The sequence below is a fragment of the Fulvivirga sp. genome (assembly GCF_040218215.1).
Lineage (GTDB): Bacteria > Bacteroidota > Bacteroidia > Cytophagales > Cyclobacteriaceae > Fulvivirga.
The window spans coordinates 81,558-107,339 of record NZ_JAVJQL010000007.1 but is presented as its reverse complement, the minus strand read 5'-3'; the positions used below and the strand labels follow the sequence as shown (position 1 = coordinate 107,339).

Below are 25,782 nucleotides of genomic sequence, written 5' to 3'. Positions count from 1 at the left end.
CCGCAGTTTTTGCACTTGTATCTCTGTTTTCCATTTCGTTTTGACCATTTAATAGCATCTAAATGGCCACAAGCCCAACATCTTTTTTTGCACTTTTCATATACAAAAAAAAGCTCATTGAAACGATTTTCAATGAACCATACATATCCTATTGATTATCTGTGAGTTACAAGGATTTTACCAACCATTTTTGTCCATTATATCTACATTTACCTTCACTTTCATTCTTATCATTATGTCCCATCAGCGCTTGTTTCGTGAAGACACGAAACATGGCTGGGAAAAACATAGCCCCCTCAAAAACAAAAAAAGCCACTTTTCAGCGGCCTTCCTTAATAGCTCTATTATCAATCCTATCTTAGGTCAATAATTTCAACCCCAGGATATTTAGTCGCATCAAATGTGAAATCAGCATCTGATGGATTGTTAATGGCCTTAAAATTCTTTATAGTATAGTTGTATTTATTCCCGGACTTGTCAAACATGGTCCAGCTTTTAAGGCTGTTGTCATTTTTGGCGATAAACAGCTTGATCTTGAAGAACTGTGCGTCTTTGTCATTAGGGATAAGATCAACCACAGAACAAAGCGCCCCGCCATTGTTTTCTTCACCTATCAACACGTACTTATAACCATTTTTGTAAGCATCGTAAATTTTTGAAGGTGATATCTCGTCTTCTTCAGGGCTGTAAGTGTCAATATTAACTTCGTTAACATCAGGCAGGTATGTCCATACGGTAGTACCATTATTTATCACCACCTGCTCTTCCATTTCCAGTTTATACATTTCGCCTTTTACAGCAATTTTACCACTGAAATTTTCATTGATGCCATCTGTCTCATTGATCAGGCTTGATGTAATGTTTGCACTATAGGCAGGAATCTTTTTGTATTTGGCACTCATGCCATCCAGCACTTTAAGCGCATTAGGATCATACTGTGCATATGCCGAAATTCCCACTGCACTCATCAACATCATCATTAAAATCTTTTTCATTGCAATTCTTTCTGATTGTAAACTTTATTTATTCTTAATTCTTTTACGAATTCAGCTCATTCAATAATTGTTCCAAACTATATTCATCAGGAATAAGCACCTCGCGGGCTTTGCTTCCCTCAAACGGACCAACAATACCGGCTGCTTCCAATTGATCAATAAGCCTGCCAGCTCTGTTATATCCAAGCTTCAATTTCCTTTGTATCAGTGATGTACTTCCCTGTTGGTGCATGACTATTAATCTGGCAGCATCATCAAATAAAGCATCCCTGTCTGACAAATCCACTTCTCCTACAGAAGAACTATCGGCATCTCCGGTAAATTCTGGTAGCATATAAGCAGATTCATACCCTCTTTGTTCACCAATATAATCACAAATTCGCTCAACTTCCGGGGTATCTACAAAAGCACACTGTATCCTTATCAAATCAGAGCCCTGTGAAAGTAGCATATCTCCCATACCTATCAGCTGATCTGCACCACCAGTATCAAGGATGGTTCGTGAGTCAATTTTAGAGGTAACCCTAAAAGATAACCTTGCCGGGAAGTTGGCTTTAATAATACCTGTAATAACATTGACAGACGGACGCTGCGTTGCCACCACAAGGTGAATACCAATGGCCCTGGCCAATTGTGCCAAACGCGCAATAGGTGTTTCCACCTCTTTACCAGCCGTCATCATCAAATCTGCCAGCTCATCAATGACCAAAACAATGTATGGTAAGAACCTATGTCCTTTCTCAGGGTTTAACCTGCGCTTGACAAACTTGGCGTTATATTCTTTCAGGTTTCTTGATCCCGCTTCTTTCAACAAGTCATAGCGGTTATCCATCTCAATACACAAAGAATTTAATGTATTGATTACCTTTTTAGTATCAGTAATAATGGCCTCCTCACCATCTGGCAATTTGGCTAAGAAATGTCTTTCAATCTTATTGAAAAGTGTCAGCTCTACCTTCTTCGGGTCAACCAGCACAAATTTCAATTGGGATGGGTGTTTTTTATAAAGTAATGAAGTCAAAAGGACATTTAAACCTACCGACTTACCCTGACCTGTTGCACCTGCCATAAGCAAATGAGGCATTTTTGCCAGGTCTATTACATGTACTTCATTGGAAATTGTCTTGCCAAGAGCAACAGGCAATTCCTTATCGCTCTTCATGAACTTCTCAGTAGAAAGCACTGAGCGAATGCCTACCATCTCAGGATTCTTATTCGGCACCTCGATACCAATTGTCCCCTTTCCTGGTATTGGAGCAATAATTCTAATGCCTAAAGCGGCAAGACTTAGTGCGATATCATCTTCCAGGTTTTTAATCTTGGAAATCTTAACACCTGCTTCTGGTACAATTTCATATAACGTAACCGTTGGCCCAATGGTAGCCTTAATGCTGTTAATACCAATTTTGAAGTTGACCAGCGTCTCAAGAATCTTGTCTTTATTAACCTCGAGTTCTTCTTTAGTTACCTGAACCTTGCTGGTATCATGGGCATCTAGCAAATCGAGCGTTGGATATTTATAAGATCCCAAATCTAAAGTAGGGTCGTAATTTTCTTGTGTGTCTGCAACAGTCTCTTCAACCACTTCCTCCTCAACCACAAAATCAGGCTCCTCTACTTTAGGTGTAGGTCTAGGAGTGTTTTCAGTTACTTCAAATTCTACACTTTTAACTGGTTCTTTCTTTACCGTAGGCTCTTCTATTTCAACTTCAATTGGTTTCTTTTCAACCTTTTCCTCTACATTCTTTACCTCCCAAGATTCGCTGTCATCTGCCAAATCTTCTTCATCTTCTTCCAAAAGATCAGCATCATCTTCAAATGAATCGGCCTTTACTTCCGTAACTACCTTTTCCACTTCATCTACACCCTCTTTGACCTTCCCCTGAAGGCCAATCATGGTAGTAACGTTGAAGAAATAGATGACAAAAACCAGAAAAGAGAAAATGAGCAGCAATAATGTTCCCCAACCAATGAGTCCTTCCAGAATGATGGAAAGTTGATAACCAACTCCTCCGCTTAAAAAGCCCCATTCAGAAACACCCTCTGAATTGTAAACTGTATAGCCTAACAGGATGCTAAGCCATAGCGTGAAAAACAAACAAAAAGTAAGTGTAGCACTTACAGAAATGATTTCTTTTTTGAAAACTATTTTATAACCTAAAAGAAATAACAATGGCGGTGTGAAAAATGAAGCCAGGCCAAACCATCTGAATATAAAATAGTGAGAAACAAAAGCTCCATATAAGCCCAGCCAGTTTTCAGCTTCCCGGCCAGATTGGATAACACCCGTTTCATTAATGGCCTCAACCACACTCTGATCAGCCTTGCCGGTAAATAGATAAGAAATAAGCGCTACGAAAATGTAAAGAGCGCTGATGATCAGAAAAAAGCCAATGGTGAGCTGAAATCTTTTATCCTTCAAAAACCCCAGTGATAAATTCATTTTGAATTTACTCCCCTTCTCTTTGCTCGATTCCTTAAAAGTATTTGATTTATAGGTGTTTTTGGCCATTCTGTCAAAAATACAAAGCTAGTGAATATAATGAAATGTCATGGAGAAATAATGACCTAAGCCATAGTAGCAGCGATCTTGCTATTTATCCGTTTTACAAACCCCGGTCCTTCATAAATGAAACCTGTGTAGATCTGTATTAGGGAAGCACCTGCTTTCATTTTCTCTGCGGCATCTTCAGGGCTCATTATACCTCCAACGCCAATAATTGGGTAATCATTGCCTAAGGCTTTTCTTAAATATGACAGCACTTCATTACTTCTGTCTTTCACTGGTTTGCCGCTAAGCCCTCCCATTCCTATGGCTTCAACCTTCTGAGTGCTGGTAGAAAGATTTTCTCTTGAAATGGTTGTGTTTGTAGCTATAAGTCCATCGAGCTTAACATCATTTACCAATTCAACAATGTCATCCAATTGGCCATCTGTTAAGTCCGGAGCTATCTTAAGTAAAATAGGTTTTTGAGTGGGCTTGGTTTTATTAATCGCCTGAAGCTTTTGAATAATCTCAGCCAAAGGTTTCTTGTCTTGCAGCGCTCTTAAATTAGGCGTATTTGGTGAGCTTACATTAACCACAAAATAGTCAACATGGTCATATAATGCTTCAAAGGCAATTTCATAATCCTTAAAGGCCTCTTCATTTGGTGTTACCTTATTCTTCCCTATGTTGCCACCAACAATAACTTTAGACTTTCTGCTTTTCAATCTTAACACAGCTTCATCAACACCGCCATTATTGAAACCCATTCTGTTAATGAGGGCTTTGTCTTCAGGAAGCCTGAACAATCTGGGTTTGTCATTTCCCGGCTGGCCTTTTGGCGTTAAAGTACCTATCTCTACAAAGCCAAAACCGAAGCAGCCAAGCTCATCAATCAGTTTTGCATCCTTATCAAAACCAGCGGCAAGCCCAACTGGGTTAGGGAAGTCAATACCAAAAAAAGTCCTTTTTAATGATTCACTTTTGGTAGCATAAAGTCCTTTCCAAATTGCCTTAACACCAGGCACCTTGCCTAAGAAACGTAATAAATTGAACGTGAAATGATGAATTTTTTCAGGATCAAAAAGAAAGAAAATTGGTCGGATAAGAAGTTTATACACTGCGCAGGTCTGTTATTTTTTCAGCGCACAAAGATAACCGAATTAATATTAAGCAAAACGGAAATGTCAGCTTCTTGGATGAAAATCCTGGATGACCTGTCTAAGGTAGTCCCTATCAAGGTGAGTGTATATTTCTGTGGTGGTAATGGACTCATGGCCCAGCATTTCCTGCACAGCCCTCAGGTCAGCGCCACCTTCAATTAAATGAGTAGCAAAAGAATGTCTAAAAGTATGGGGGCTTATATTTTTCTTCATGCCTATTGAAATAGCTAGATTTTTAATGATGGTAAAAACCATGACCCTGGTAAGTTTCTTACCTCTCCGGTTTAAAAATGCATAATTCTCATATCCTCGTTGAATATTAATGTGCACCCGCACCTCACTTTTATAGATATTGAAATACTTTAAAGCATCTTTACCTATGGGCACTAAACGCTCTTTATCCCCCTTCCCCACTACTCTTAAAAAACCAATATCTTCCATGATATTGGTTAATCTCAAATCTATGAGTTCGGAGACTCTTAGTCCCGAGCTGTAAAGCACCTCCAGCATCGCCCTATTTCTTTGGCCTTCTGGTGTAGAATGGTCTATAGCCTCTAAAAGGCTCACAATCTCATTGAAATCTAAAGTATCGGGTAATTTTCTACCAAGTTTTGGCCCTTCAATAAGTTGGGTTGGGTCATTTTCTATCAAATCCTCAAATGCCAGATACTTATAAAAGGCTTTAACCCCACTTAAAATACGGGCTTGAGAATGTGGCGCCAAGCCTAATTCGTTAACGTATTGTATAAAGTCCTGAAGGTTATGACTAGTCACATCAACAGGATCAATCTCCAGGTTTTTAAGCTCAAAAAACTGACTTAGCTTCTCTATATCTCTGATATATGCCTGAACAGAATTGTCAGACAATGAGCGCTCAAGCTTCAGGTAATTTTTGAACTGCGTAATTTGAAAGATCCAACTCATAAAGTTTGAAATTAGTTGATTTTACCAACATTGGAGTAATCAAAATTGATAATTAATCATCGCTTGATAATATAAAATCGTAGATTTACCCAAGTAGCATTTATATGAAAATACTAATAATAAACGGCCCCAATTTGAACCTGCTAGGCACACGCGAGCCTGATATTTATGGTGATCAAAGCTTTCTATCTTTTTTTGAAACTATAAAAAGTAATTTCAAAGAGATTGACCTTGAATACTATCAAAGCAATGTAGAAGGTGAAATCATAAACAAACTGCATGAAGCGGGATTCAACTATGATGGTATAATCCTCAATGCCGGTGGATATACGCACACTTCAGTGGCTATTTCAGATGCCATAGCGGCTATCAAAACCGATGTTATTGAGGTGCATATTTCCAATATCTATAAAAGGGAAGAGTTTCGTCACAAAAGCATCATAAGCAAAGAATGCATAGGCATGATTTCAGGGCTGGGTCTTGAGGGCTATTTATTGGCTATCACCTATTTGATTAATAGGAAGGAGCCTAAATGATAACATTTTATCCCGGTCCATCGCGAGTTTATGATAAAGTTCCAGAGTATGTCAGGCAGGCATATGATGAAGGCATTTTGAGCATTAACCATCGTAGCTCTGAGTTTATGTCTCTGTTAGAGCATACCAATCAATTGGTCAAGAAAAAACTCAATGTGCCTGATGATTATCAAATATTTTACTTGTCCTCTGCCACTGAATGCTGGCAAGTCATAGCGCAGTCATTTGATGGTTTGAGCTACCATTTTTACAATGGCGCATTTGGCAAAAAATGGTTTGAGAATACTAAAAAAATCAAGCCACTAACCATTGGGTACCATTATGAAATGAACAAAGTACTTAACCTTTCGGAGTTAGACCTTTCAGGGGAAGATGGTTTGATTTGCCTTACTCAGAATGAAACTTCTAACGGAACCTGTATTTCAAACAAAAGGATAGCAAAAATTAGAAAGGAGTATCCCAATCACATTATTGCAGTAGATGCTACATCGTCACTTGGTGGTTCAAAGCTAAATATTGAAAATGCTGACATCTGGTATGCCTCTGTACAGAAATGCTTAGGCCTGCCTGCTGGTATGTCTGTCATGATATGCTCGCCCTATGCACTGGAAGCCAGAAATGACTGTAGGAAATACTACAATAGTCTAAATGCTATTGTAGACAATGCCGCCAAATCCCAGACCACACATACACCAAACGTGCTCAACCTCTATCTCTTAAACCGGGTATTAGCCACCACTAAAAATGTAGCAAAAATATCTCAGGGCCTGCAAGACAGAATGAAGGCTTACCTTGAGTTTTTTGAAACTAAAGTGGAGTTGAAACCTTTAATAACTAACTCAAAAGTTAGGTCTGAAACAGTTTTGGTATTACAAGGAAATCCTGAGCTAATATCGAAAATTAAAGAAGAGGCTAAGGTAGAAGGCATCATGTTGGGCAATGGTTATGGTGAGCATAAAAATGGAACATTTCGAATTGCCAATTTTCCTGCTATCAGGAATAAGGAGATAAATTCATTGATTGAATTTATCGATAAATCAACCAACTGATTTGTTTTTGTATATTGAGACTTTTAAACCCCCAATTATTATAGTTTTGCACCATGTTTATATTTAAAGACATTTTTTCAGTTACATTGATCTTGTTCTCTGTAATTGACATTTTAGGATCCATTCCTATTGTAATTGACCTTAGAAAAAAACAAGGAAAAATACATTCAGGCAGGGCAACAATAATCTCTGGGATTTTAATGGTGGTGTTCCTGTTTCTTGGGCAAAGCATCTTAAAACTCTTCGGTTTGGATATAGGCTCATTTGCAGTTGCCGGAGCTATCGTTATGTTTATCATTGCCATGGAAATGATCCTTGGCGTTACTCTTTTCAGGTCTGATGGGGAAAGCAAAGCAGGGTCAATCGTTCCATTGGCATTTCCTTTAATTGCTGGCGCAGGAACCTTGACAACAATATTATCAATCAGGGCTGTTTATACCACGCCTAACATTCTGGTTGGCATTGTAATAAACCTGGCCTTTGTCTATTTGGTACTAAAATCCACCTCTTGGCTAGAAAGAAAGCTTGGGGATTCGGGATTCAGTATCTTGAGACGTGTTTTCGGGATTATTCTTTTAGCAATAGCAGTAAAAATATTTAAAGATAACATCGGCTTGATTTAATGATTACAATCTACACAGACGGAGCAGCAAAAGGCAATCCCGGACCGGGTGGATATGGAGTGGTAATGTTGGCAAAGGTCAATGACAAACCATACCGCAAGGAGCTTTCAGAAGGTTTTAGAAATACTACTAACAATAGAATGGAATTGTTAGCGGTGATCAAAGGTCTGGAAACCATAAAGAAAGCTGGTGCTCCAGTTACCATTTATTCTGATAGCAAATATGTGGTAGATGCTGTAGAAAAAGGTTGGCTTTGGAATTGGGAGAAGAAAAATTTTAAGGACAAGGCTAATGTCGATCTTTGGAAAGCCTTCATTCCTTTATACAAAAAACATAAAGTGAAATTCGTTTGGGTAAAGGGGCATGCTGGCTTAAAAGAAAACGAGCGCTGCGATCAGTTGGCAGTTGAAGCCGCAGAAGGTGGTAATTTACCTGCTGATGTAGGTTATGAAAGTTAAAACTTTAAATCAGCGCTTCTACGAAGTAATAAATCATCATTACGCTGGCGACCATTTTCAGCAATGTGCCCAGCAAAAACCCAATAAATGATCCCCACGCAGCTCTTATTGCTTCTTTAGAATTTCTTCCTGTAAACAGTTCTCCAATAAAAGCTCCTATCATCGGCCCAATGATAATACCGATAGGTGGAAAAAGAAATAAACCAAATACAACGCCTATCATGGAGCCAATTACTCCAGCTCTCGTTCCGCCATATTTCTTTGTTCCATAAGATGGAATAACATAATCTAACCCAAAAACAACGGCCGTGATGATACCCCAGGTAATAAGAAAATTGTCTGTAAAGCTGACATCAGAAGTGTAGTGAAGTGCTATTAGCCCTAAATAGCTAATTGGTGGGCCTGGAAGTATAGGCAGAAAACACCCAAAAAAACCTACTATCATCAGCAGGCTTCCAACAATGATTAAGAATATATCCATTGATTAAAATAATAAGCGATAAAGTAGCTTATCATTTCTTCAATATCCAAAATGTTTAATGAGTTCTTCCTCTGAGTTCTCCTTTTTTGGCGAGGTCAAATAGTAGGCTATCAAATGTAAGCTTCTGCTCATCATCGCAAATGGAGCGTAGCCTTCTGAAATGTTCATGATTAAGCATTTCGAGCTCTTTATAATTTGAAGCAATTAAATTAAGAAGTGAATCAGAGGCCTCCTTTTCTATTTGCTGTGCCAATTGTGTTCGTAAACCAGCAATATCAGCCATTAAATCTCCCTTTCTTTCAAAGTGTTCTCTTCTTGAATTTTTGAAAAAGGCAATCTGCTCTTCATTCAAATGAAGTCGCTTACCAAGATATTTTTCAACTTTTGGTGGTCGATGACTATCGTGATGATCATTGCCACTCCAAATGAATGATAATGAGATTACATTAAGTATTACCAGAACAATGATTACGCCTATAAGTACCTTATTATTTCTCATCTCTAGTCCCCAACTTCTTCTAGTAAATCAATCTGTTCTATATTGTATTCATCATACATCTGAACAATAACTTCATCTGTATTTATCTCTTCTACAGGCTCATAGAATGCATAAAATAAAGAATTCAAAATTAGAATAGCCACCACCGTAGCCCACGCAAATTTCCTTTGAATGGCTATTGATTTGCTATCAGACTCCAACCTTCCTTGCAGACGGGTATAGAAGAATGGTTCAACTTCAGCGCGCTCCATATTGTCGAAAGCTGCCAGTGTTTTTTCTACCTTATCGTTTATCTCATTTTTCATTGCTTAAACATTTGATGTCAATATTTTAAAAAACTTGTGCTCAGTTATCATTTTTATAAAAATCATTGAGCAATTCGCGTAATCTTTTCTTGGCTCTATGCATCAAAGACTCCACTGAAGAGAGACTTAACTGCATAATATCAGCTACCTCCTGATAACTAAGACCTTCCATTTTGTGCATTACAAAAGCAGCTCTCTGATTCTCGGCCAACTTATCAATAGCATTATGCAATATTTTGGCCGTCTCCTTATTTTCCAAAGCCACCCCGGGGTGATAAAAATCTGAATAATTGCGGGCTAAATCTTCATCTGCGCCAAACAAGGATGTCAACCAGGCAAACCTTTTTTGACGTCTATTATACCTAATATGTTCTAAAGATTTGTTTACCGCAATTCTGTAGATCCAGGTGCTGAGCTTAGCATCTGCATTGAACTGGTCAATATTTCTGAAAACTTCAACAAATACTTCCTGCGCCAGATCCTCAGCTTCTTCCGAATTTTTAAGCATACCCACACAAACATTAAAGACCTTGTTTTGAAATTTCAAAACAAGGTCTTTAAATGTGGCTTCATCTCCAGCTTTTAGCTGGTTTATAGCCTCTTGAGTATCAAAAAAGCTCGTATTTTCTGACAAAATTGTTTTATCTGCCGTGTCTCATTCCTCTTTTATGGCCACCCATTCTATCAAAAACGACACGTTGTTCCTCTGTCAATATAGCTCTTACATCTTGCTTATGAAACTCTCTTGCCAACATCAATTTGGTTTTTAGCTCTCCAATCTCCTTAACCGTTTTCTCGATGGCCTTTTTGTCCACCTTTTCAGCAGCACTCAATGTGTTAAGCTTTGCTTCTTTCTCATTCAACTCATTTTCAACAGGAGTAATATCTTTCAGTAAAGATGTTCTTAAGTCTTTAACCTTCTCCTTTTGTTCATCCGTCATATCAGGTAAACCTCTATGCCCGTCCTTATCCATCTTCCTAAATTCTTTTCTTGATGAATCATCTCTATCATGAGCCCCTTTATGATGCTGACCATTTACAACTACACTGGTTCCTGCAATCATAATGACCAACAATACCGTTCTAAAAATTGACTTTTTCATAATTATAAAATTTTGAGTGTTTATAAATAACCTTGCATATTAGATGTCGTCAGTTAAATAAAACTTGCGGGCTGCTGCAGAAATTTATCTATGGATATAAAAAAGGAACTGTTATTTGAGCACTCAAAATCTCAGGCTCTTAAAATCTCAAACTACATTGGCAACGACCAAAACAGGTTTGATGAGCTTATGATACTTTTTTTTGACACAGAGTATAGGGTGACTCAAAGAGCAGCCTGGGTGGTCAGTCATTGTGCTGATAAATACCCTGAGTTAATAGAGCCTTACATAGAGCCAATGATTCTCAACTTGAAAAAAGATATCACTGTGGCAGTACAGAGAAATACATTGAGGGTTTTGCAGGAAAAAGAAATGCCCAACACAATAATCGGTGATGCAGCAGACATCTGCTTTAAAATTCTGGAGTCAGCGAAAGAACCGATAGCAGTTAAAGTTTTTGCCATGACACTTCTTGCCAACATCTGCAAAAAGGTGCCCGAATTAAAGAATGAGTTGAAAATTTTGATTGAAGATCAACTACCCTATGGTTCTGCAGGTTTTAAAAGTCGAGCCAATAAAATTCTTAAAAAGCTATAACACCTGCTTTTCGCTCATTTCAAAACCCAGGGCATCTAACTCATTAAGAATCGGTGTATAAATTTCCTTTTTAATAGGTATATGAACACCTGTTTCGTTGATCTCTCCTTTTAGCAAAAGCTTAGCTGCTATACCTATAGGTAGACCAACGGTTTTTGACATAGCAGTATTAACTGAATCATCGCCTGTTGCTACCAAAGTGCTATGAATCTCCCTTTTCTGACCATTTTCAAGGTATTCAAACTTGTGCCACATTACAATCATATCCTTGTCTTCAGGGTCAAGCGTCCACTTTTTCTTCAAGATATGCTCTAAAATCTGGGCAGGCGTTCCTTTATCTAGTCCTACCAACTCATCATCAAACATACCTACCCATCTCATTCGGTGCATTTCAGGCCCGTCAAGGTCAAGCCCAAGATAATGTGCCAATTTCAGCTCTATCGAATCGTGCGGATTGTAGGACAGGAAAGAATTAATAAATTCCCTGTGCGTCATTTTATCTACTCCTTCCAGTTCGTAAGTATCATCCGTAGCCCCAAGCTGAACAAAAATATCCCACGTTCTGCAGAAGCCCGGTCTCCTGAACGTACCTCGGTAGATTGTTGAAATCCCTCTCAAATTATAGACATCCAGATACTTTAAAGAATCTCGATTGGCATAACCTTCGAAATAGCCATAACCGGGAATATGCACCTGCTCTGTACGTCTAAATAGTTTCTGATAGGGAATGTATTTGTACTTACCTTCCTGAATAAACTTAACCACGCCTTGCCCTGCCAAAACTACATTTCTAGGGTTCCATGTAAATTTATATTCCCACGGATTGTCGTCATCTGTATCTGGAGCGAGCAACCCACCTGTAAAAGATTCAAAAGCAGTTAACTCATGACCTGCATCCCTGATTTTATCTATCACCTGCATGGCAGACATATGATCAATCCCCGGATCAAGACCACACTCATTTAATAAAAAGACTCCCTTTTGCTTTGCCTTTTCATCCAGTGCCTTCATTTCTTTGGACACGTAAGAGGCCGTAAGCATATTTACACCATATTCAACACACAGCTCCGCTACTATTGGATGGAAATTGGCTGGCAGCATTGAAATCACAACATCGGCTTTTTTTATTTCTTCAGCCCTTTGCTGCTCATTGAGTATGTCAAATTGAAAAGCCTGTGCCACAGCAGATCCGTTGCACTTTTCCTGGGCCAAAGACAATGAATAATCCCCTACCCTAAGTTTCCAACCATTTGAATTACATTCATTTATCAAATAATCAATCAACGAACTTGCAGACCTTCCAGCCCCTAAAACCAATATCATCTTCATCGCAAAAGTGCTTTTTTTAAGTGGCCTCAAATAAAAGAATTACTGCCCTCAAAGCGTAATTCTTACCGATAAAAATTTTTATGCAGCCGTAGTAATATTATATTGCATGGCCTTAAAAAATGGGATTGTGGGAATGAGTGAAAATGAAGATTATATAATTTATAACCGTTTAGAAGAGTTAGATGAAGCGTCTCAATGGTTAGTGAACAAAGCTAATGAAGCCCTTAAGACAAGTTATTCCCCTTATTCAAAATTTACAGTAGGGGCTGCGGCTCTGCTCAACAACAGTGAAGTAATTCTGGGGTCTAATCAAGAAAATGCATCTTACCCTGCCGGACTTTGTGCTGAAAGAGTAGCGCTATTTCAGGCAGGTGCCAGATTTCCTCATGCAGCGGTTATCAGGTTGGCTATTGTAGCCAAACGAGCAAATGAAGAAGATCTGAGAGCTGGTGGCCCATGCGGAATGTGCAGGCAGGTAATGCTGGAATTTGAACAAAAATTCAACCTTCCTTATGAAGTTATTTTCAGAATTGAAGATGGCAAATGGATAAAGACAAAATCAGCGCAAATTTTACTTCCTTTTTCATTTGGAAAGCGTAATCTTTGATGTTCTATGCCGATAAACTTTTTATTTTATAAGTATATTGTAAATTAGATAACTGGCTTTAATTTATTTTTCCTTTCATGAGGATAAACCTTAAAAATCTTTCCATACTCCAACAGACTTACCTCCTCTTCGGTGGTTTTCTTATTTTGGCCACCGTCAACTATTTTGTTATTAGTCATTATAAGGATAAACTTTCCAGCTTTAGCCCGCAGTTGATGGAGTTGGAATACCTTGAAGGCCAAATAGCCAGCATACAAGAAAATATTGATTTGGCCATTAACGATAATGCCGTGGCGAAAGATAACCTCAGCAGCCAACTAGTATTTTTTGAAAATGAGCTGGATAAATTTAAAAATGGTGGAGTACTAACAACCTCAAAAGTTGAGATAGGTGAAGGCTCTGACAGACTTAACAGACTAATCAACAACGCACATCCGGCATGGCAACAGCTAAAAGATAATATTGCAATTATCATTAACGAGGAACACCAGAAAGACACCACCATTCAACAAGCGGTGATGGTTGCCATTAATGATTCAACTACAACAACTGAAATTCAGGACAAACAAATAACAGTTGACAATCATGTTGTGAGAAAGGCGGCAAATGCCATAAGGATGGATCAAAAAAAATTGCCTGCCCTTATAACTGAGATGGAAAACATTGTAAGGCTCGATCAGCAAGAAGCCGATGATACATTGAGCATTATATTAATGTCATTTTTGCTGTTTAATGCCATCGCCATTGTGCTCGTTCTTTTAGCGATAAGAAATTATGTCTTTGTTCCTCTGCAGAATTTAGGTGTACTATTTAGTGCTAATGACTTCAGTAAAAAAGCTGATTATGAAAGGACTAATGAGATTGGCACTATAGCCAAAGGTTTTAATAACATTGCTACCGCCTTTCAAAGGTCTACTTCCTTTGTTGCTAAAATTGGAGAAGGTAAGCTTGATGAAAAATTAGAAGGCATTGATGAATCTAAAGTAAGTGAGAAAAGCCTGGAATGGGCATTGCTCAATATGCGAGATCAAATGAAACGCATGGAACTTGAAGAGGCTGAGCGTAAATGGTCTACAGGAGGACTAGCCAAATTCGTTGATATTTTAAGGGCTAATGACAATGTTCAGGAACTAAGCGATGCTATTATTTCCAATCTTGTTGATTACACAAAATCAAATCAAGGTGGCATATATATTATTAATGAGGAAGATCCTCAAAGCAAGTACCTGGAATTAATCTCATTATATGCCTTTAATGACAAAAAATACAATCAAAAAAGCTATCGCTTAGGTGAAGGGCTTGTTGGACAAACCTACCTGGAGCGTAAGACCATCTACTTATTCGAAATACCAGAAGACTATATTGAAATTACTTCAGGTTTGGGAGATGCAAACCCGACAACAATTCTGCTTGTTCCTTTAAAAATTGAAAATGATATCTATGGCGTTATCGAACTGGCCTCTTTCCATGAGTTTGAAGAATATCAAATCCAATTTGTAGAAAAACTGGGTGAGAGCATTGCCTCTACCATAGCTGGAGTAAAAGCCAATGAGAAAACTAAGCACCTTCTTGAAGAGTCTCAGCAACTGACAGAACAAATGCAGGCCCAGGAAGAAGAAATGCGCCAAAATATGGAAGAGTTATCTGCCACTCAGGAAGAAATGGCCCGAAAGGAGCAAGCCGTTATGGCTCAACTAGACGCTATTAACAACTCTCTTGGTACTGCAGAATTTAGCGTAGATGGTGATATTATTACAACCAACGAAAAATACTACCAATCACTTGGGTACGATCATAGCAGCATTGTAAGTGCTAACTTCTTTTTGTTGCATACCGATGCAGATATATTCTACAATGTTAGAAATGGCAATTCATACAGCGGATGGGTTTCAAAAAACCATAGAACTGCTGGTGAGGTTATATACAAGTCATCTTTCAACCCTATTATGGATGAAGAGGGTGAGGTGGTGAAAATTGTAGAGCTGATAGTCCAGTTCGAAAAAGAATCAGAAACCGGTGCAGTGGACGAATGGAAAGAGCTTAAGGATGTAGAAGAGGAATTGAGGCAAAACATGGAAGCACTTGAAATAACTCAAACACAGCTTGACAATAAATTAAAGATTTCTGAAGAGATTTTATCGGCTTTTAAGAGCATTGGAAACTATCTGATTGTTGACAGTGAAGGCAATATATTTGAAGTGAACAACAATGCTCAAAAACAAATAGGCGGTGATCATCAAAATATATCTACTATTTTTGAAACACCTGCTAATATTGCTTTAACTGTTGGGGATCAAAAAGAATTAAAAATATTAAATGCAGGAACCATAACTGTTTCAGTCAGAGATATCTCTGCTGATGATGCGAGTAAAAAGCTCCTTATCATTTGGACTTAGCATTTAAAGTGGAATAATAGAAAAATTAAAAAATTAATAAATGAATTTTTATTAATTTACGAGATACAATAAATACCTCTAAGCCCATCGATTCATGAAGGAAATTGATATTGCAGACTTAAAGAAGATCACGGAGGTGGTAAAGACAAAGTATAATTACGATTTTACTAATTATGCCATGTCTTCCTTTAAAAGAAGGATCTCTCGCATACTTGAGATTAAGAGTATGACCATGGATACGTTGATGAAACGGCTATACGATCCGGGGTTCCTAGATGATTTTCTGAATGAAATTACAGTCAATGTGACTGAGATGTTCCGTGACCCCTCCTTTTGGCGAGTTCTGAGAGATGATATTATACCGGGTATACTACTCAATCATCAAAAGATCAGGATATGGCATGCTGGATGCTCTTCAGGTGAAGAAGTCTTTTCCATGGCCATTTTATTGAGAGAAATGAACTTGCTTGACAATGCGAGCATTATAGCCACCGATTTAGATACCAATATTCTTGAAAAGGCTAAAAGTGGTGAGTACAACCTTAAGAATATGGAGCTCAATGAGAAGAACTATATTCGGTATCAGGGCACCAAATCCTTAAAGGATTATTATAAAGAAGTAAATGGCAAAGCCGTTTTAGATAAAACATTGGTTGAAAATGTTTCTTTCCGTAAGCATGACTTGGTCAACGGGGAGGTGTTTAACAAATTCGACCTTGTACTTTGTAGAAATGTGATGATTTATTTTAATCAAACACTTCAAAATGAGGTGCTAAAGAAATTTCATGAAAGTTTATTTAAATATGGTTACTTGGCCATCGGTTCCAAGGAATCTCTCATTTGGTGTGACATTGCTAGCAAATTTATAATTGTTAATAACGAAGAGAAGATTTATAAGAAAATAAAAGATTGAGAGACTCTTAAAATCGGTGACGAACTTTAATTTAGATAATCGGTATAAGGCCATCGTAATTGGAGGGTCTGCAGGTAGTTTTCAAGGTATTGTGAAAATACTTTCTAATCTGCCTGACAATTTCCCATTGCCAATTATTATGTGCCTACATAGATTGAAGCATGTTAGAAACGGATTCGTAGAAGCGCTATCTATAAAAAGCACTGCTGAAATTGTAGAACCTTATGATAAGCAACCAATAAAAAAAGGTAAAGTATATTTGGCACCGTCTAATTACCATATGTCAACAGAGTTAGGTCATTATTTCAGTTTATCTACCGAAGAAATGATCAATAACTCGCGCCCGGCCATTGATTTAACTTTAGGCACAACGGCCTATGTTTTTAGAGACAAGCTTATCGGCATTTTGTTGTCCGGAGCTAACCGTGATGGTGGTTTAGGCATGAAATATATTAAGGATAGAGGAGGTTTAACAATTGTTCAGGATCCTGCAGAATGCATGATCGAAACCATGCCCAGAGCAGCAATGAGTGTCACAACAATTGACCATGTCCTAAAGATTGATGAAATTGTAGAGTTTTTCAAACAATTACATAAACAGTATAAGTAAATGAAATTAGATCAACGCAAGTTAAGTATCGTTATATCCCTTATTTATGTAATAAGTGTTCTTATTGTTGCTTATACGCTCATCACCCTCCAAAATGATCTTGTTTATGATAGCCAGGCACTGGATGTCTCACAAATCTCAAGTGCTCAGCCGGTGCTTATCAAGCTTTATGTGGCGTCTGGTATTTCCATCCTGATAGGTCTTGGCCTGGTTTATTTCTTCTTTAACAATAAGAGCATGGAAATAATCTATGTGGAAAAGAAAGAGGACAAAACGAAAAAAACTGATGAAGACGAGGACAAGAAGAACGAAGATAAAAAGTTAGATTTTTCGTCAATTAAAGACATTTCAACTACTAAGGCTAAATCAGAAGAAAAAATACTGACGCATGGACTAACAGAGATTTGCAAAAATTTGGAAGCTGGAGCTGGAGCGTATTACACTGTTCGTAAAGATGGTGAAAAGAAGGTGCTTCAAATGAACGCAACTTATGCCCTGAGTTTGGGGGAGAGCCAAAGGCCAACCTTCGAATTTGGTGAAGGACTTGTAGGTCAGGTGGCTGCTGAGCAAAAGCCTATAAATCTTGATGATATACCTGAAGGCTATATTAAAATCATTTCAGGCTTAGGAAGTGCATCACCAACTCACGTTTTATTATCCCCTGTGCAATATAATGGCGAACTATGCGGAGTAGTTGAGATAGCATCCTTCACCAAATTTAACAAGCAGCACATAGAAGCAGTAGAAGAAGCATTCAAATTAATAACAGGTAACTTGTATGGAAAACCTGCAGATAAAAAGGAAGCTCCAAAAGCTGAAGAAGTGAAAGAAGAAAAGGAACCGGTGAAAAAAACCGCGAAAAGTAAAGGAACTAAAAAAGATTAAAACATATCAAATATATGTTTAAACAGATATCCATAAGTACGAAAATCACAGGTCTAGTTATCAGCATTGTCTTGGTAACACTTCTGGCCATTAGTTACATTTCCTATCGTCAGAGCAAGGAAGCTGTGCAGCAAAGGTACAGTGAAAGCCTTCGGGTGGTGAGCGAAAGTAAAGCCAGTAAACTCAAAACCTCTTTTGACCATGTAATTGCCAGTTTAAAGTTCATGCAGCAGGCCAAAGATCTGAAAGAAGGTATTACTGCATCTTCCAGCACGAGTAATTCAGGAGGAAGCGGAATGGATTTCGATTTTGGAGGTGGTGACGAAGATGACCCTTTTGCTGCTGAAGAGGAGGAAACCGATCCTTTTGCTTCTTTTGATGAGCCAGCAGAAGACGATCCCTTTGGTGGGGGTTTTGAAGATTTTGGTGCAAGCACGCCTGCCCCAGCCACTCCAACTTATGATGTTCAAGCGTTTCTAAATGATATAAAAACTTCATACAACTATAAAAACATCCTGATTACAGGGCCTGGGGGCAAAATAAAATACTCTACCAACAGTGCGCTGTCAGCTGGAAGTAATTTTATTGACCCGGATGGAAGTACACTTTCTAAAAGTGTTCAAGGCGTTTATTTCAGTAACATCATTGAAGTAGACGGTACATTCTCTTTTTATGCAGGTGCCCCTATTTCGCACGATAATGGAGAATCTTCAATCATTTTGATTGAACTTCCAATGGCCGAAGTTTATGATATAATTGCAGACACAACAGGCTTGGGCAAAAATGGCGAAGTAATTTTGGCGAAACTAGATTCTTCAAATGGACGAATCAACTATATCAATAAACCGAGAAACGATCCTGAAGGCGCTTTTAAGATTGTAAATCTTGGTGATACAAAATCCAAAGCTGTCCAAAAAGCTGTAACCGGTTTTACAGGGCTTGGCGCAAATACAGACTATAGAGGAAAAGAAAACCTGGCTTACTGGACGTATATTCCAAATGTACAGTGGGGTTTTGTTTCTAAAATAGATACAGAAGAGATTTTTGCCAATGCAGAAAACCAATCATGGAAGTTTCTGGTAGCAGGCCTTATAATATTGGCTTTAGCTACTATAGTATCATTGATCTTCTCTAAATATCTAACCAGCCCACTATTATCATTAAAGAAAACATTAGAGTTAGTGGGTAATGGTATTTTACCAGAAAAAGTTGAGACTAAGACTTCAGATGAAATTGGTGAAATGACAGGCAGTGTTAATCACCTGGTGGATACGTTAAAAAATACAGCGCAGTTTGCCCAGCAAATTGGAGAAGGAAATTTCTCCGCAGATTTCAAGTCTATTAATGATGATGATGCACTAGGCATGGCACTCATCAACATGAGAAACAACTTGATTGAAGGTGAAAAAAGAGATAAGGAAAGAAACTGGATTGTAACCGGGGTGGCTGAGATTGGTGAAATTCTTAGAGCTCATGACGAACTAGAACCTCTGGGTGATGCAGTTGTAAAATACATCATTGGAAAAATCAATGCTGTTCAAGGCGCCTTCTATGTTGTGAATGACGAAGATGAGGACTCCTACCTCGAAATGAAGGCCAGCTTTGCTTATAATAGAAAGAAGCACTTAAAAGCTTCATTTAAATTTGCAGAAGGACTAGTAGGACAGTCTGCGGCTGAAAGAGATACCGTATTAAGGACTGAAATACCTCATGATTATGTGACTATTACTTCGGGTATACTTGGAGACCAAAGGCCTACATCCATACTTATTGTGCCACTAATCACAGACGAGAAGGTGTATGGAGCAGTTGAATTTGCAGGCTTTGAAAAGTTTGATAGCAGTAAAGTAAAGTTTGTTGAAGAATTGAGTTTAATATTGGCCAGAACAGTATTTAACATAAAGGTCAACGAGCGTACCAGAAGGCTTCTTGAAGAATCTCAGGCCATGAGTAGTGAGCTGCAAGAGAAGCAGGAGATTCTTCGTCAGAATGCTGAAGAGATGCAAGCCACTCAGGAAGAACTTCAAAAATCTAACAGCAAGCTGGAAGAGCAAATTGAGGAAGTAAACCGTACTCAAAACAGAATGCAGTTGCTACTTGAAAATGCTTCAGAGGTAATCACTATTTATGAAGAAGATGAGACAGTGAGATACATCAGCCCATCTGTGGAGCCAATTTTAGGTTACACTCAAAAAGAGATGATTGGCCAAAAAGATTCTGACAAAGTGAACGCAGAGCATGTTGCTGAATTTAAAGGCATGTTTAAAAGATTGCTCGAAAACCCTGATGAGCAGGTTACAATTCAATATGAGTACCTTACCAGGGAAGGCAACTACATATGGATTGAGTCTACTGGAACTAACTTCATGTCAAACCCTGCAATCCATGGTCTGATTGTGAATTCCCGTGACATTACTGAAAGAAGAAGAGCTGAGGTTGAGCAGAGAATGCGTAGTAAAATGCAGGCCTTATCAGAAAATTCCCTTGACCTTATTACAAGACTAGAAGATGAGTCAATCTCTTACATCAACCCGGTAATTGAAGAATATACAGGTAAGAACCCTGGTAAATTCTTAAACCAGAAAATTGTAGAGGCAGACTTAGATAAAAATATTCTCGATCGGTGGTTAGAAATTGTTGAACAGGTTAATAACACGAATGAAAAGGTAGCTACTGAAATGGATTTCCCATCAGAAATGGGTGATCGTGTCATGCAGATAAATGCCATTCCAGAATTTGATGATAACGAAAAGTTAGAATCTGTACTTCTCGTTTCGCATGACATTACCGAGCGTAAGATCATTGAGCTGGAAATCCAAAATAAGAATAAGAAAATTGCTGATAGTATTAATTACGCTAAGCGTATCCAGAATGCTATACTTCCTAACAATACGGTTATCACCAAAGTACTTCCAGACTCTTTTATACTTTACAAACCAAAAGATGTGGTTAGTGGTGACTTCCCATGGTATGTTAAAATTGGTGATGAAATTTACCTGGCAGCTGTAGATTGTACTGGTCATGGCGTACCAGGTGCATTGCTTTCGTTGATAGGTTATTTCTTACTAAATGATATTGTAAGAAGTAGAAAAATATCTGATCCAGGATTGATTCTAGATCAGCTTGATGAAGGTGTAACCACAACGCTTAGACAAGATCAGGACGATTCTAAAACCAAAGATGGTATGGACATCGCACTTTGTAAAATAAATACCAAAAAGCATAGAGTCGAATATGCGGGTGCTCACCGTCCATTATATGTCATGAAAAATGGTGAGATGGAAGAAATCAAGGGTAATAAATTTGCTATTGGTGGTGGTATTTATAAAAACCAGACCAACTTTACCAATCACATTGTTGAATTAAAAGAAGGAGACTCATTCTACTTCTGTTCAGATGGTTTCCCAGACCAGTTTGGTGGCCCTGATAATAGAAAATATGGCCCTAAACGCCTTCGTGAAACTATTGTTGATATTCATAAAAAATCAATGTTTGAAGCACATGACGTGTTTGACAAAGGATGGGAAGACTGGAAAGGTGAAGAAAAACAGACAGATGATGTACTGTTAATAGGTATAAAATTTTAGAACTTTAATTAAATGTCGTATTTTGACAGATATTGAAGTAGATTTATTTAATTTATAAAATTGATTCTGATTTAAGAACTTAGGATAAAACGCTTTAAGACTTATGAAGTATATTTTTGATTTACACAAAACCATGCTGGATAATAACCTGATTTTGGTTTATGAGGGAGAATTCACTCAAGAAATTACCAAATCGGTTCTAGCCATGGCTGAAAGAAATATGGATTCTTCCGGAGAAGAGTCTGCGGTAAAAAGAAAAGTGTTCAATGTAATGGTTGAATGCCTTCAAAATATCGTAAAACATGCTGATGCTGTGGCCAATGATCACTCGGCAGTATTTATGATTGGCAAGCAAGATAATGAGTACATCATTATTTCTGGAAACCCAATTATGAATGAAAACATAGATGGCCTTAAAGCAAAAATTGATCAGATCAATGAATTGGATAAGGACGGTCTTAAAGAGCTTTACAAAAATATCATCAAAAACACAGAGATTTCAGACAAAGGTGGTGCTGGACTAGGTTTCGTTGATATGGCCCGTAAGTCTGGCAATAAATTAGGCTATGACTTCGTAGCTTTGGACGCCACAAGCTCATTCTTCTGTCTTAAGGCATCTGTCGAAAGACTTTAATTAATTTGATTCAAAAGATTTAAAATAGAACATATAATGGACATACTAAATTTAGAAGGCACTGAAGATACCCCAAAGATCATGTTGGACAAGGGTAATGGCATCTTTGAAATTTCCGGAAGAAGTCTTCCTGAAGACTCTGCTGAGTTTTACCAACCTGTTCTTGATTGGATAGAAGAGTATTCTCAAGATCCAAATCCAAGTACAGAGTTCATGTTCAAACTGGAGTATTTTAATACAGCTTCCAGCAAGTTAATTCTTGACGTACTTTCAGCGTTGGAAGATATTGACGGAATGGCTATCATGTGGTACTTCCATGAAGATGATGAAGATATGGAAGAAGCAGGCGAGGAGTTTTCTGAGCTTGTAGAAATACCGTTTGAGTTCAAAACATACTAATTTTTTCGTTTATCTGATTTTTTGCAGTTAACAATCTGCCTTTAGCAGAAACTAGCCTATGAGTGAGGAAATACTTAAAGCACTTACCCAACTTTTTGCCATTATCACCAAACAAGATGGGGGTGTTACTGAGAAAGAGAGGCAGTTTGTAATAAGTTTTTTTCAACAAGAGCTGGATCAGGATTCTGTCAAAGAATACCTGGAGCTCTATGACAAGTTTGTAGGTTACAACCAGGAAGGAAGTGAAGAAAAGAAGGAGGAAGATGACGGAGAAAAAAAGCGAAAGCTAACTTCCGTTAGAGACTCTGTAAAAACCTTGGGTCTTTGTAAAAAGATCAATAAGACCTTAACTCAAAAGCAAAAAGTAGTTGTACTAATAAAGATATTAGAGCTTGTAGGCTCTGATAAGAATTTCACTCCACAACGGATGGAAATTATCGATACCATTAGTACAGTTTTCAACATTGTAAAAGACGAGTATAAGCTAATTGAGAGCTTTGTTATCAAAGTTGATCATAAAGAGCTCAATTTTAACGATATCCTGATCGTTAATAATGAGGGAGAGCACTCCCATGATGTTGAAGCCATAAAAGCGGAAGCCGAAAATTCAGACACTCATTCAAAACATTTTAATACGGATATTGATGGGAATATTATATTCCTAAAAGTTAATAGCGTGGACATGTACTTTACCAAATACGTTGGTAAAGACCAGATTGTACTGAATGGTTTTATTATGCAGAGAAATAGGGTTTACCTATTCTCTCATGGTAGTACTGTTAAAACCCCACTAGGTGCTGCACTTTATTATAGTGACTTAATATCGCTGTTTAATGAAGAGCTTCAGACCGCAAAATTATCATTCAACGCCAACATTACAGAATTCAGGTTCCCTAATGGAGCTTTAGGCTTACGTGACGTTCAAATTTCTGAAGGTCCCGGACAACTTATTGGAATTATGGGTGCCAGTGGTGCTGGTAAAACTACATTGATGAATGTTTTGGCTGGTATTGAGCAGCCTACTGTGGGCAGTGTAAAAATCAACGGCTTTGATATCAATACTGAGAAAGAAAAGATTCATGGTGTAATAGGGTACGTCTCTCAGGATGATCTTCTTATTGAAGAATTAACTGTCTATGAAAACCTTTATTACAACGCTAAACTATGCTTTGCTAACCTTTCTGAGGAAGATCTTAGTGCCAGAGTACTTAGTGTACTTGAAAGTCTGGGCCTTGATCAAAGAAAAGATCTTAAGGTTGGAAGTGTTTTGGACAAAACAATTAGTGGTGGTCAAAGGAAAAGGCTTAATATCGCTCTTGAGCTTATAAGAGAGCCTGCAGTTATGTTTGTTGATGAACCCACATCAGGTTTATCCTCTCGTGATTCTGAAAATGTAATAGATTTATTGAAAGAACTTTCCCTTAAGGGCAAGCTTATATTTGTGGTAATTCACCAGCCATCTTCTGATATCTATAAGATGTTTAGCAAGATGTATATCATGGATACCGGTGGGTACCCTGTGTTCTATGGCAATCCCGTTGAAGCTGTCACATACTTTAAAAAAGCAACAAACCAGGTTGATAGTCAGCGAGGCCAGTGCGAGACCTGTGGCAATGTTAACCCTGAGCAAATTTTCAATATTATTGAAGCAAAAGTTGTTGATGAATATGGGCAGCTTACGAATAAAAGAAAAGTTAACCCTCAACAGTGGAATGACAGCTTTATCGAGCATTTTACCATTGAAAAAGTTGAAGATTTAAATGAGGAGCCTGCTCACTCTTTGTTTATCCCAAACAAGGTCAAACAAAGCATAATCTTCACGACAAGGGATTTACTGAGCAAAATTAGCAATAAACAATATTTACTTATTAATCTGCTGGAGGCTCCCCTACTGGCGATTATTCTTGCCTTTATTATCAAATATAAGAGCAGCCCTTTTGGTGATAGCTATATATTCAGATTCAACGATAATATTCCGGCATTCATGCTGATGAGTATTATTGTTGCCTTATTTATGGGACTGACAGTTAGTGCTGAAGAAATAATTAGGGACAGAAAGATTCTGAAACGCGAATCATTCCTAAATCTAAGCTGGAACAGCTATTTGATGTCTAAACTGTTTATACTGTTCCTGCTTTCTGCAATTCAAACTATGATGTTTGTAGTTGTCGGACATTTAATTTTGGAAATCCATGGCATGACCTTTCCTTTCTGGTTTGCCCTGTTCACCTGTTCTTGCTTTGCCAATGTTCTGGGACTCAATATATCTAGTGCATTTAACTCGGCAGTGACAGTATATGTAATGATTCCTTTGCTCCTTATTCCCCAGATGATTTTAAGTGGGCTCCTGTTTAGCTTCGATAAGCTAAATGATATTCTAAGCACTAAAGGTAAGGTGCCTATTGTTGCTGATATGATGGCATCCAGATGGACTTATGAGGCAATGGCGGTTTACCAGTTCAAAAACAACACTTTTGCTGCTCCATATTTCGACATAGAAAAAACCGAGGCAAAAGCAGATTTTAAAGCGGCCTATCTGGTAGAAGAGTTAAAAAGAAAAAATCAATTCATTGGAGAGCATCTTGAAGGCGCTAGTGATTCATTGAATAACATTCTACAAAAAGACTTAAGGATCATTCGAAACAATCTTGAGACAGAACCTTTCAGAGAAGGCATTGAAGACCTAGATATTGACAAGCTGACGCTGGAAAATTTTAACAAAGTAATTAGTCAACAATTGACCAATTATTTTGCAGCTTATAAAAAGCATTATCAAGACGTGTACAATAAGAGTGTTGCTACAAAGGAAAAAATGGTTTATTTCTTTGAGAACAACCCAGAATATGAATACAACCTTAATCAGGCTAAAAATGAGTATTACAATGAAAGTTTAGCCGACTTGGTAATGAATGTATCAGAAAAAGACAGAATAATAGAGTACAATGGTGAGTTGATTCAACAGATCAACCCTATTTATAACGATCCGAAAAACCCCTCTAATTTTTTAGACTACCGTACTCACTTTTTTGCTCCGCAAAAATATTTTTTGGGAACCTACTTCAGTACGTATGCCTTTAATCTTATAGTAGTTTGGGTCATGACATTGATACTGTATATTTTCTTATACTTTGAGGCATTGAGAAAAGGAATTAATGCTTTCGGTAAAATTAAAATTGGCAGTAAAAAGTCAAAATAATTGTACTT

25 protein-coding genes are annotated in these 25,782 nt (G+C 37.8%); 14 read left to right on the top strand and 11 right to left on the bottom strand.

Going from position 1 to position 25,782, the window contains the following annotated elements; all coding sequences use genetic code 11:
* The 5 genes from RIB54_RS22395 to xerD all read right to left on the bottom strand — a co-directional run.
* The coding region (locus tag RIB54_RS22395; RefSeq protein WP_502879592.1) for a transposase-like zinc-binding domain-containing protein at positions 1–53 on the bottom strand (53 nt) is incomplete at its 3' end.
* Between the two features lie 300 nt (positions 54–353).
* Entirely contained in the window at positions 354–995 is a 642-nt protein-coding gene (gene lolA1 / locus RIB54_RS02170) for an outer membrane lipoprotein periplasmic chaperone LolA1 (protein ID WP_350068083.1), read from the bottom strand.
* Positions 996–1,038: 43 nt separating this feature from the next.
* On the bottom strand, positions 1,039–3,507 hold the full coding sequence (locus RIB54_RS02165) for an FtsK/SpoIIIE family DNA translocase (RefSeq protein ID WP_350099066.1): 2,469 nt from the start codon (positions 3,505–3,507) through the stop codon (positions 1,039–1,041).
* A 56-nt stretch (positions 3,508–3,563) separates the two neighbouring features.
* Positions 3,564–4,601, bottom strand: a complete 1,038-nt coding sequence (locus tag RIB54_RS02160; protein ID WP_350099065.1) for a quinone-dependent dihydroorotate dehydrogenase — start codon at positions 4,599–4,601, stop codon at positions 3,564–3,566.
* A 66-nt stretch (positions 4,602–4,667) separates the two neighbouring features.
* Complete coding sequence (gene xerD / locus RIB54_RS02155) at positions 4,668–5,567, bottom strand: site-specific tyrosine recombinase XerD (protein ID WP_350099064.1); 900 nt, start codon at positions 5,565–5,567, stop codon at positions 4,668–4,670.
* Between the two features lie 104 nt (positions 5,568–5,671).
* On the opposite strand from xerD, the gene aroQ reads away from it, so the two are divergent.
* From aroQ to rnhA, 4 genes are read left to right on the top strand one after another with little or no spacing between them, the layout of a single operon-like run.
* Positions 5,672–6,103 (top strand): type II 3-dehydroquinate dehydratase, encoded by a 432-nt coding sequence (gene aroQ / locus RIB54_RS02150; RefSeq protein WP_350099063.1) that lies wholly within the window; start codon positions 5,672–5,674, stop codon positions 6,101–6,103.
* Positions 6,100–7,152: an aminotransferase class V-fold PLP-dependent enzyme gene (locus RIB54_RS02145; protein ID WP_350099062.1), complete on the top strand. Its 1,053-nt coding sequence runs from the start codon at positions 6,100–6,102 to the stop codon at positions 7,150–7,152. The genes aroQ and RIB54_RS02145 overlap by 4 nt, the downstream gene beginning before the upstream one ends.
* Positions 7,153–7,205: 53 nt before the next feature.
* A complete protein-coding gene (locus RIB54_RS02140) occupies positions 7,206–7,775 on the top strand; it encodes a MarC family protein (protein WP_350068071.1) in 570 nt (189 codons plus the stop codon).
* A complete protein-coding gene (rnhA, locus tag RIB54_RS02135; protein ID WP_350099061.1) occupies positions 7,775–8,233 on the top strand; it encodes a ribonuclease HI in 459 nt (152 codons plus the stop codon). Before RIB54_RS02140 ends, rnhA begins: the two co-directional genes overlap by 1 nt.
* Before the next feature lie 4 nt (positions 8,234–8,237).
* Here rnhA and RIB54_RS02130 read toward each other — a convergent pair whose 3' ends face one another.
* From RIB54_RS02130 to RIB54_RS02110, 5 genes are read right to left on the bottom strand one after another with little or no spacing between them, the layout of a single operon-like run.
* Positions 8,238–8,714, bottom strand: a complete 477-nt coding sequence (locus RIB54_RS02130; RefSeq protein WP_350099060.1) for a DUF456 domain-containing protein — start codon at positions 8,712–8,714, stop codon at positions 8,238–8,240.
* Between the two features lie 55 nt (positions 8,715–8,769).
* A complete protein-coding gene (locus RIB54_RS02125) occupies positions 8,770–9,213 on the bottom strand; it encodes a hypothetical protein (RefSeq protein WP_350099059.1) in 444 nt (147 codons plus the stop codon).
* Between the two features lie 2 nt (positions 9,214–9,215).
* Positions 9,216–9,518, bottom strand: a complete 303-nt coding sequence (locus tag RIB54_RS02120; RefSeq protein WP_350099058.1) for a hypothetical protein — start codon at positions 9,516–9,518, stop codon at positions 9,216–9,218.
* A 40-nt stretch (positions 9,519–9,558) separates the two neighbouring features.
* Positions 9,559–10,152 (bottom strand): RNA polymerase sigma factor, encoded by a 594-nt coding sequence (locus RIB54_RS02115; protein WP_350099057.1) that lies wholly within the window; start codon positions 10,150–10,152, stop codon positions 9,559–9,561.
* A gap of 7 nt (positions 10,153–10,159) precedes the next feature.
* Complete coding sequence (locus RIB54_RS02110; RefSeq protein ID WP_350099056.1) at positions 10,160–10,621, bottom strand: Spy/CpxP family protein refolding chaperone; 462 nt, start codon at positions 10,619–10,621, stop codon at positions 10,160–10,162.
* A gap of 90 nt (positions 10,622–10,711) precedes the next feature.
* Here RIB54_RS02110 and RIB54_RS02105 point away from each other — a divergent pair, with 90 nt between their 5' ends.
* Entirely contained in the window at positions 10,712–11,218 is a 507-nt protein-coding gene (locus RIB54_RS02105; RefSeq protein ID WP_350068057.1) for a HEAT-like fold family protein, read from the top strand.
* Here RIB54_RS02105 and RIB54_RS02100 read toward each other — a convergent pair.
* Complete coding sequence (locus tag RIB54_RS02100; RefSeq protein WP_350099055.1) at positions 11,213–12,547, bottom strand: saccharopine dehydrogenase family protein; 1,335 nt, start codon at positions 12,545–12,547, stop codon at positions 11,213–11,215. The two genes, RIB54_RS02105 and RIB54_RS02100, sit on opposite strands and share 6 nt — an antisense overlap.
* Positions 12,548–12,653: 106 nt before the next feature.
* On the opposite strand from RIB54_RS02100, the gene cdd reads away from it, so the two are divergent.
* The 9 genes from cdd (at position 12,654) to RIB54_RS02055 (ending at position 25,774) form a co-directional block, all read left to right on the top strand.
* Positions 12,654–13,154 carry a cytidine deaminase gene (gene cdd / locus RIB54_RS02095; RefSeq protein ID WP_350099054.1) on the top strand — a complete coding sequence of 167 codons (501 nt, stop codon included), beginning with the start codon at positions 12,654–12,656 and terminating at the stop codon, positions 13,152–13,154.
* A 77-nt stretch (positions 13,155–13,231) separates the two neighbouring features.
* Complete coding sequence (locus tag RIB54_RS02090) at positions 13,232–15,550, top strand: GAF domain-containing protein (RefSeq protein WP_350099053.1); 2,319 nt, start codon at positions 13,232–13,234, stop codon at positions 15,548–15,550.
* Between the two features lie 94 nt (positions 15,551–15,644).
* On the top strand, positions 15,645–16,463 hold the full coding sequence (locus RIB54_RS02085) for a CheR family methyltransferase (RefSeq protein ID WP_350064746.1): 819 nt from the start codon (positions 15,645–15,647) through the stop codon (positions 16,461–16,463).
* Positions 16,464–16,479: 16 nt separating this feature from the next.
* On the top strand, positions 16,480–17,073 hold the full coding sequence (locus RIB54_RS02080; RefSeq protein ID WP_350064748.1) for a chemotaxis protein CheB: 594 nt from the start codon (positions 16,480–16,482) through the stop codon (positions 17,071–17,073).
* Positions 17,074–17,958: a GAF domain-containing protein gene (locus tag RIB54_RS02075; protein ID WP_350064750.1), complete on the top strand. Its 885-nt coding sequence runs from the start codon at positions 17,074–17,076 to the stop codon at positions 17,956–17,958. It abuts the gene before it with no gap.
* 14 nt (positions 17,959–17,972) lie between these two features.
* Positions 17,973–21,545, top strand: a complete 3,573-nt coding sequence (locus tag RIB54_RS02070; protein ID WP_350099052.1) for a PAS domain S-box protein — start codon at positions 17,973–17,975, stop codon at positions 21,543–21,545.
* 103 nt (positions 21,546–21,648) lie between these two features.
* The gene (locus tag RIB54_RS02065; RefSeq protein WP_350064754.1) at positions 21,649–22,179 is read left to right on the top strand and encodes a SiaB family protein kinase; all 531 of its coding nucleotides are present in this window, start codon (positions 21,649–21,651) and stop codon (positions 22,177–22,179) included.
* A gap of 36 nt (positions 22,180–22,215) precedes the next feature.
* Positions 22,216–22,578 (top strand): DUF1987 domain-containing protein, encoded by a 363-nt coding sequence (locus tag RIB54_RS02060; protein WP_350064756.1) that lies wholly within the window; start codon positions 22,216–22,218, stop codon positions 22,576–22,578.
* A 58-nt stretch (positions 22,579–22,636) separates the two neighbouring features.
* Positions 22,637–25,774 carry an ATP-binding cassette domain-containing protein gene (locus RIB54_RS02055; protein ID WP_350099051.1) on the top strand — a complete coding sequence of 1,046 codons (3,138 nt, stop codon included), beginning with the start codon at positions 22,637–22,639 and terminating at the stop codon, positions 25,772–25,774.
* Positions 25,775–25,782 lie beyond the last annotated feature (8 nt).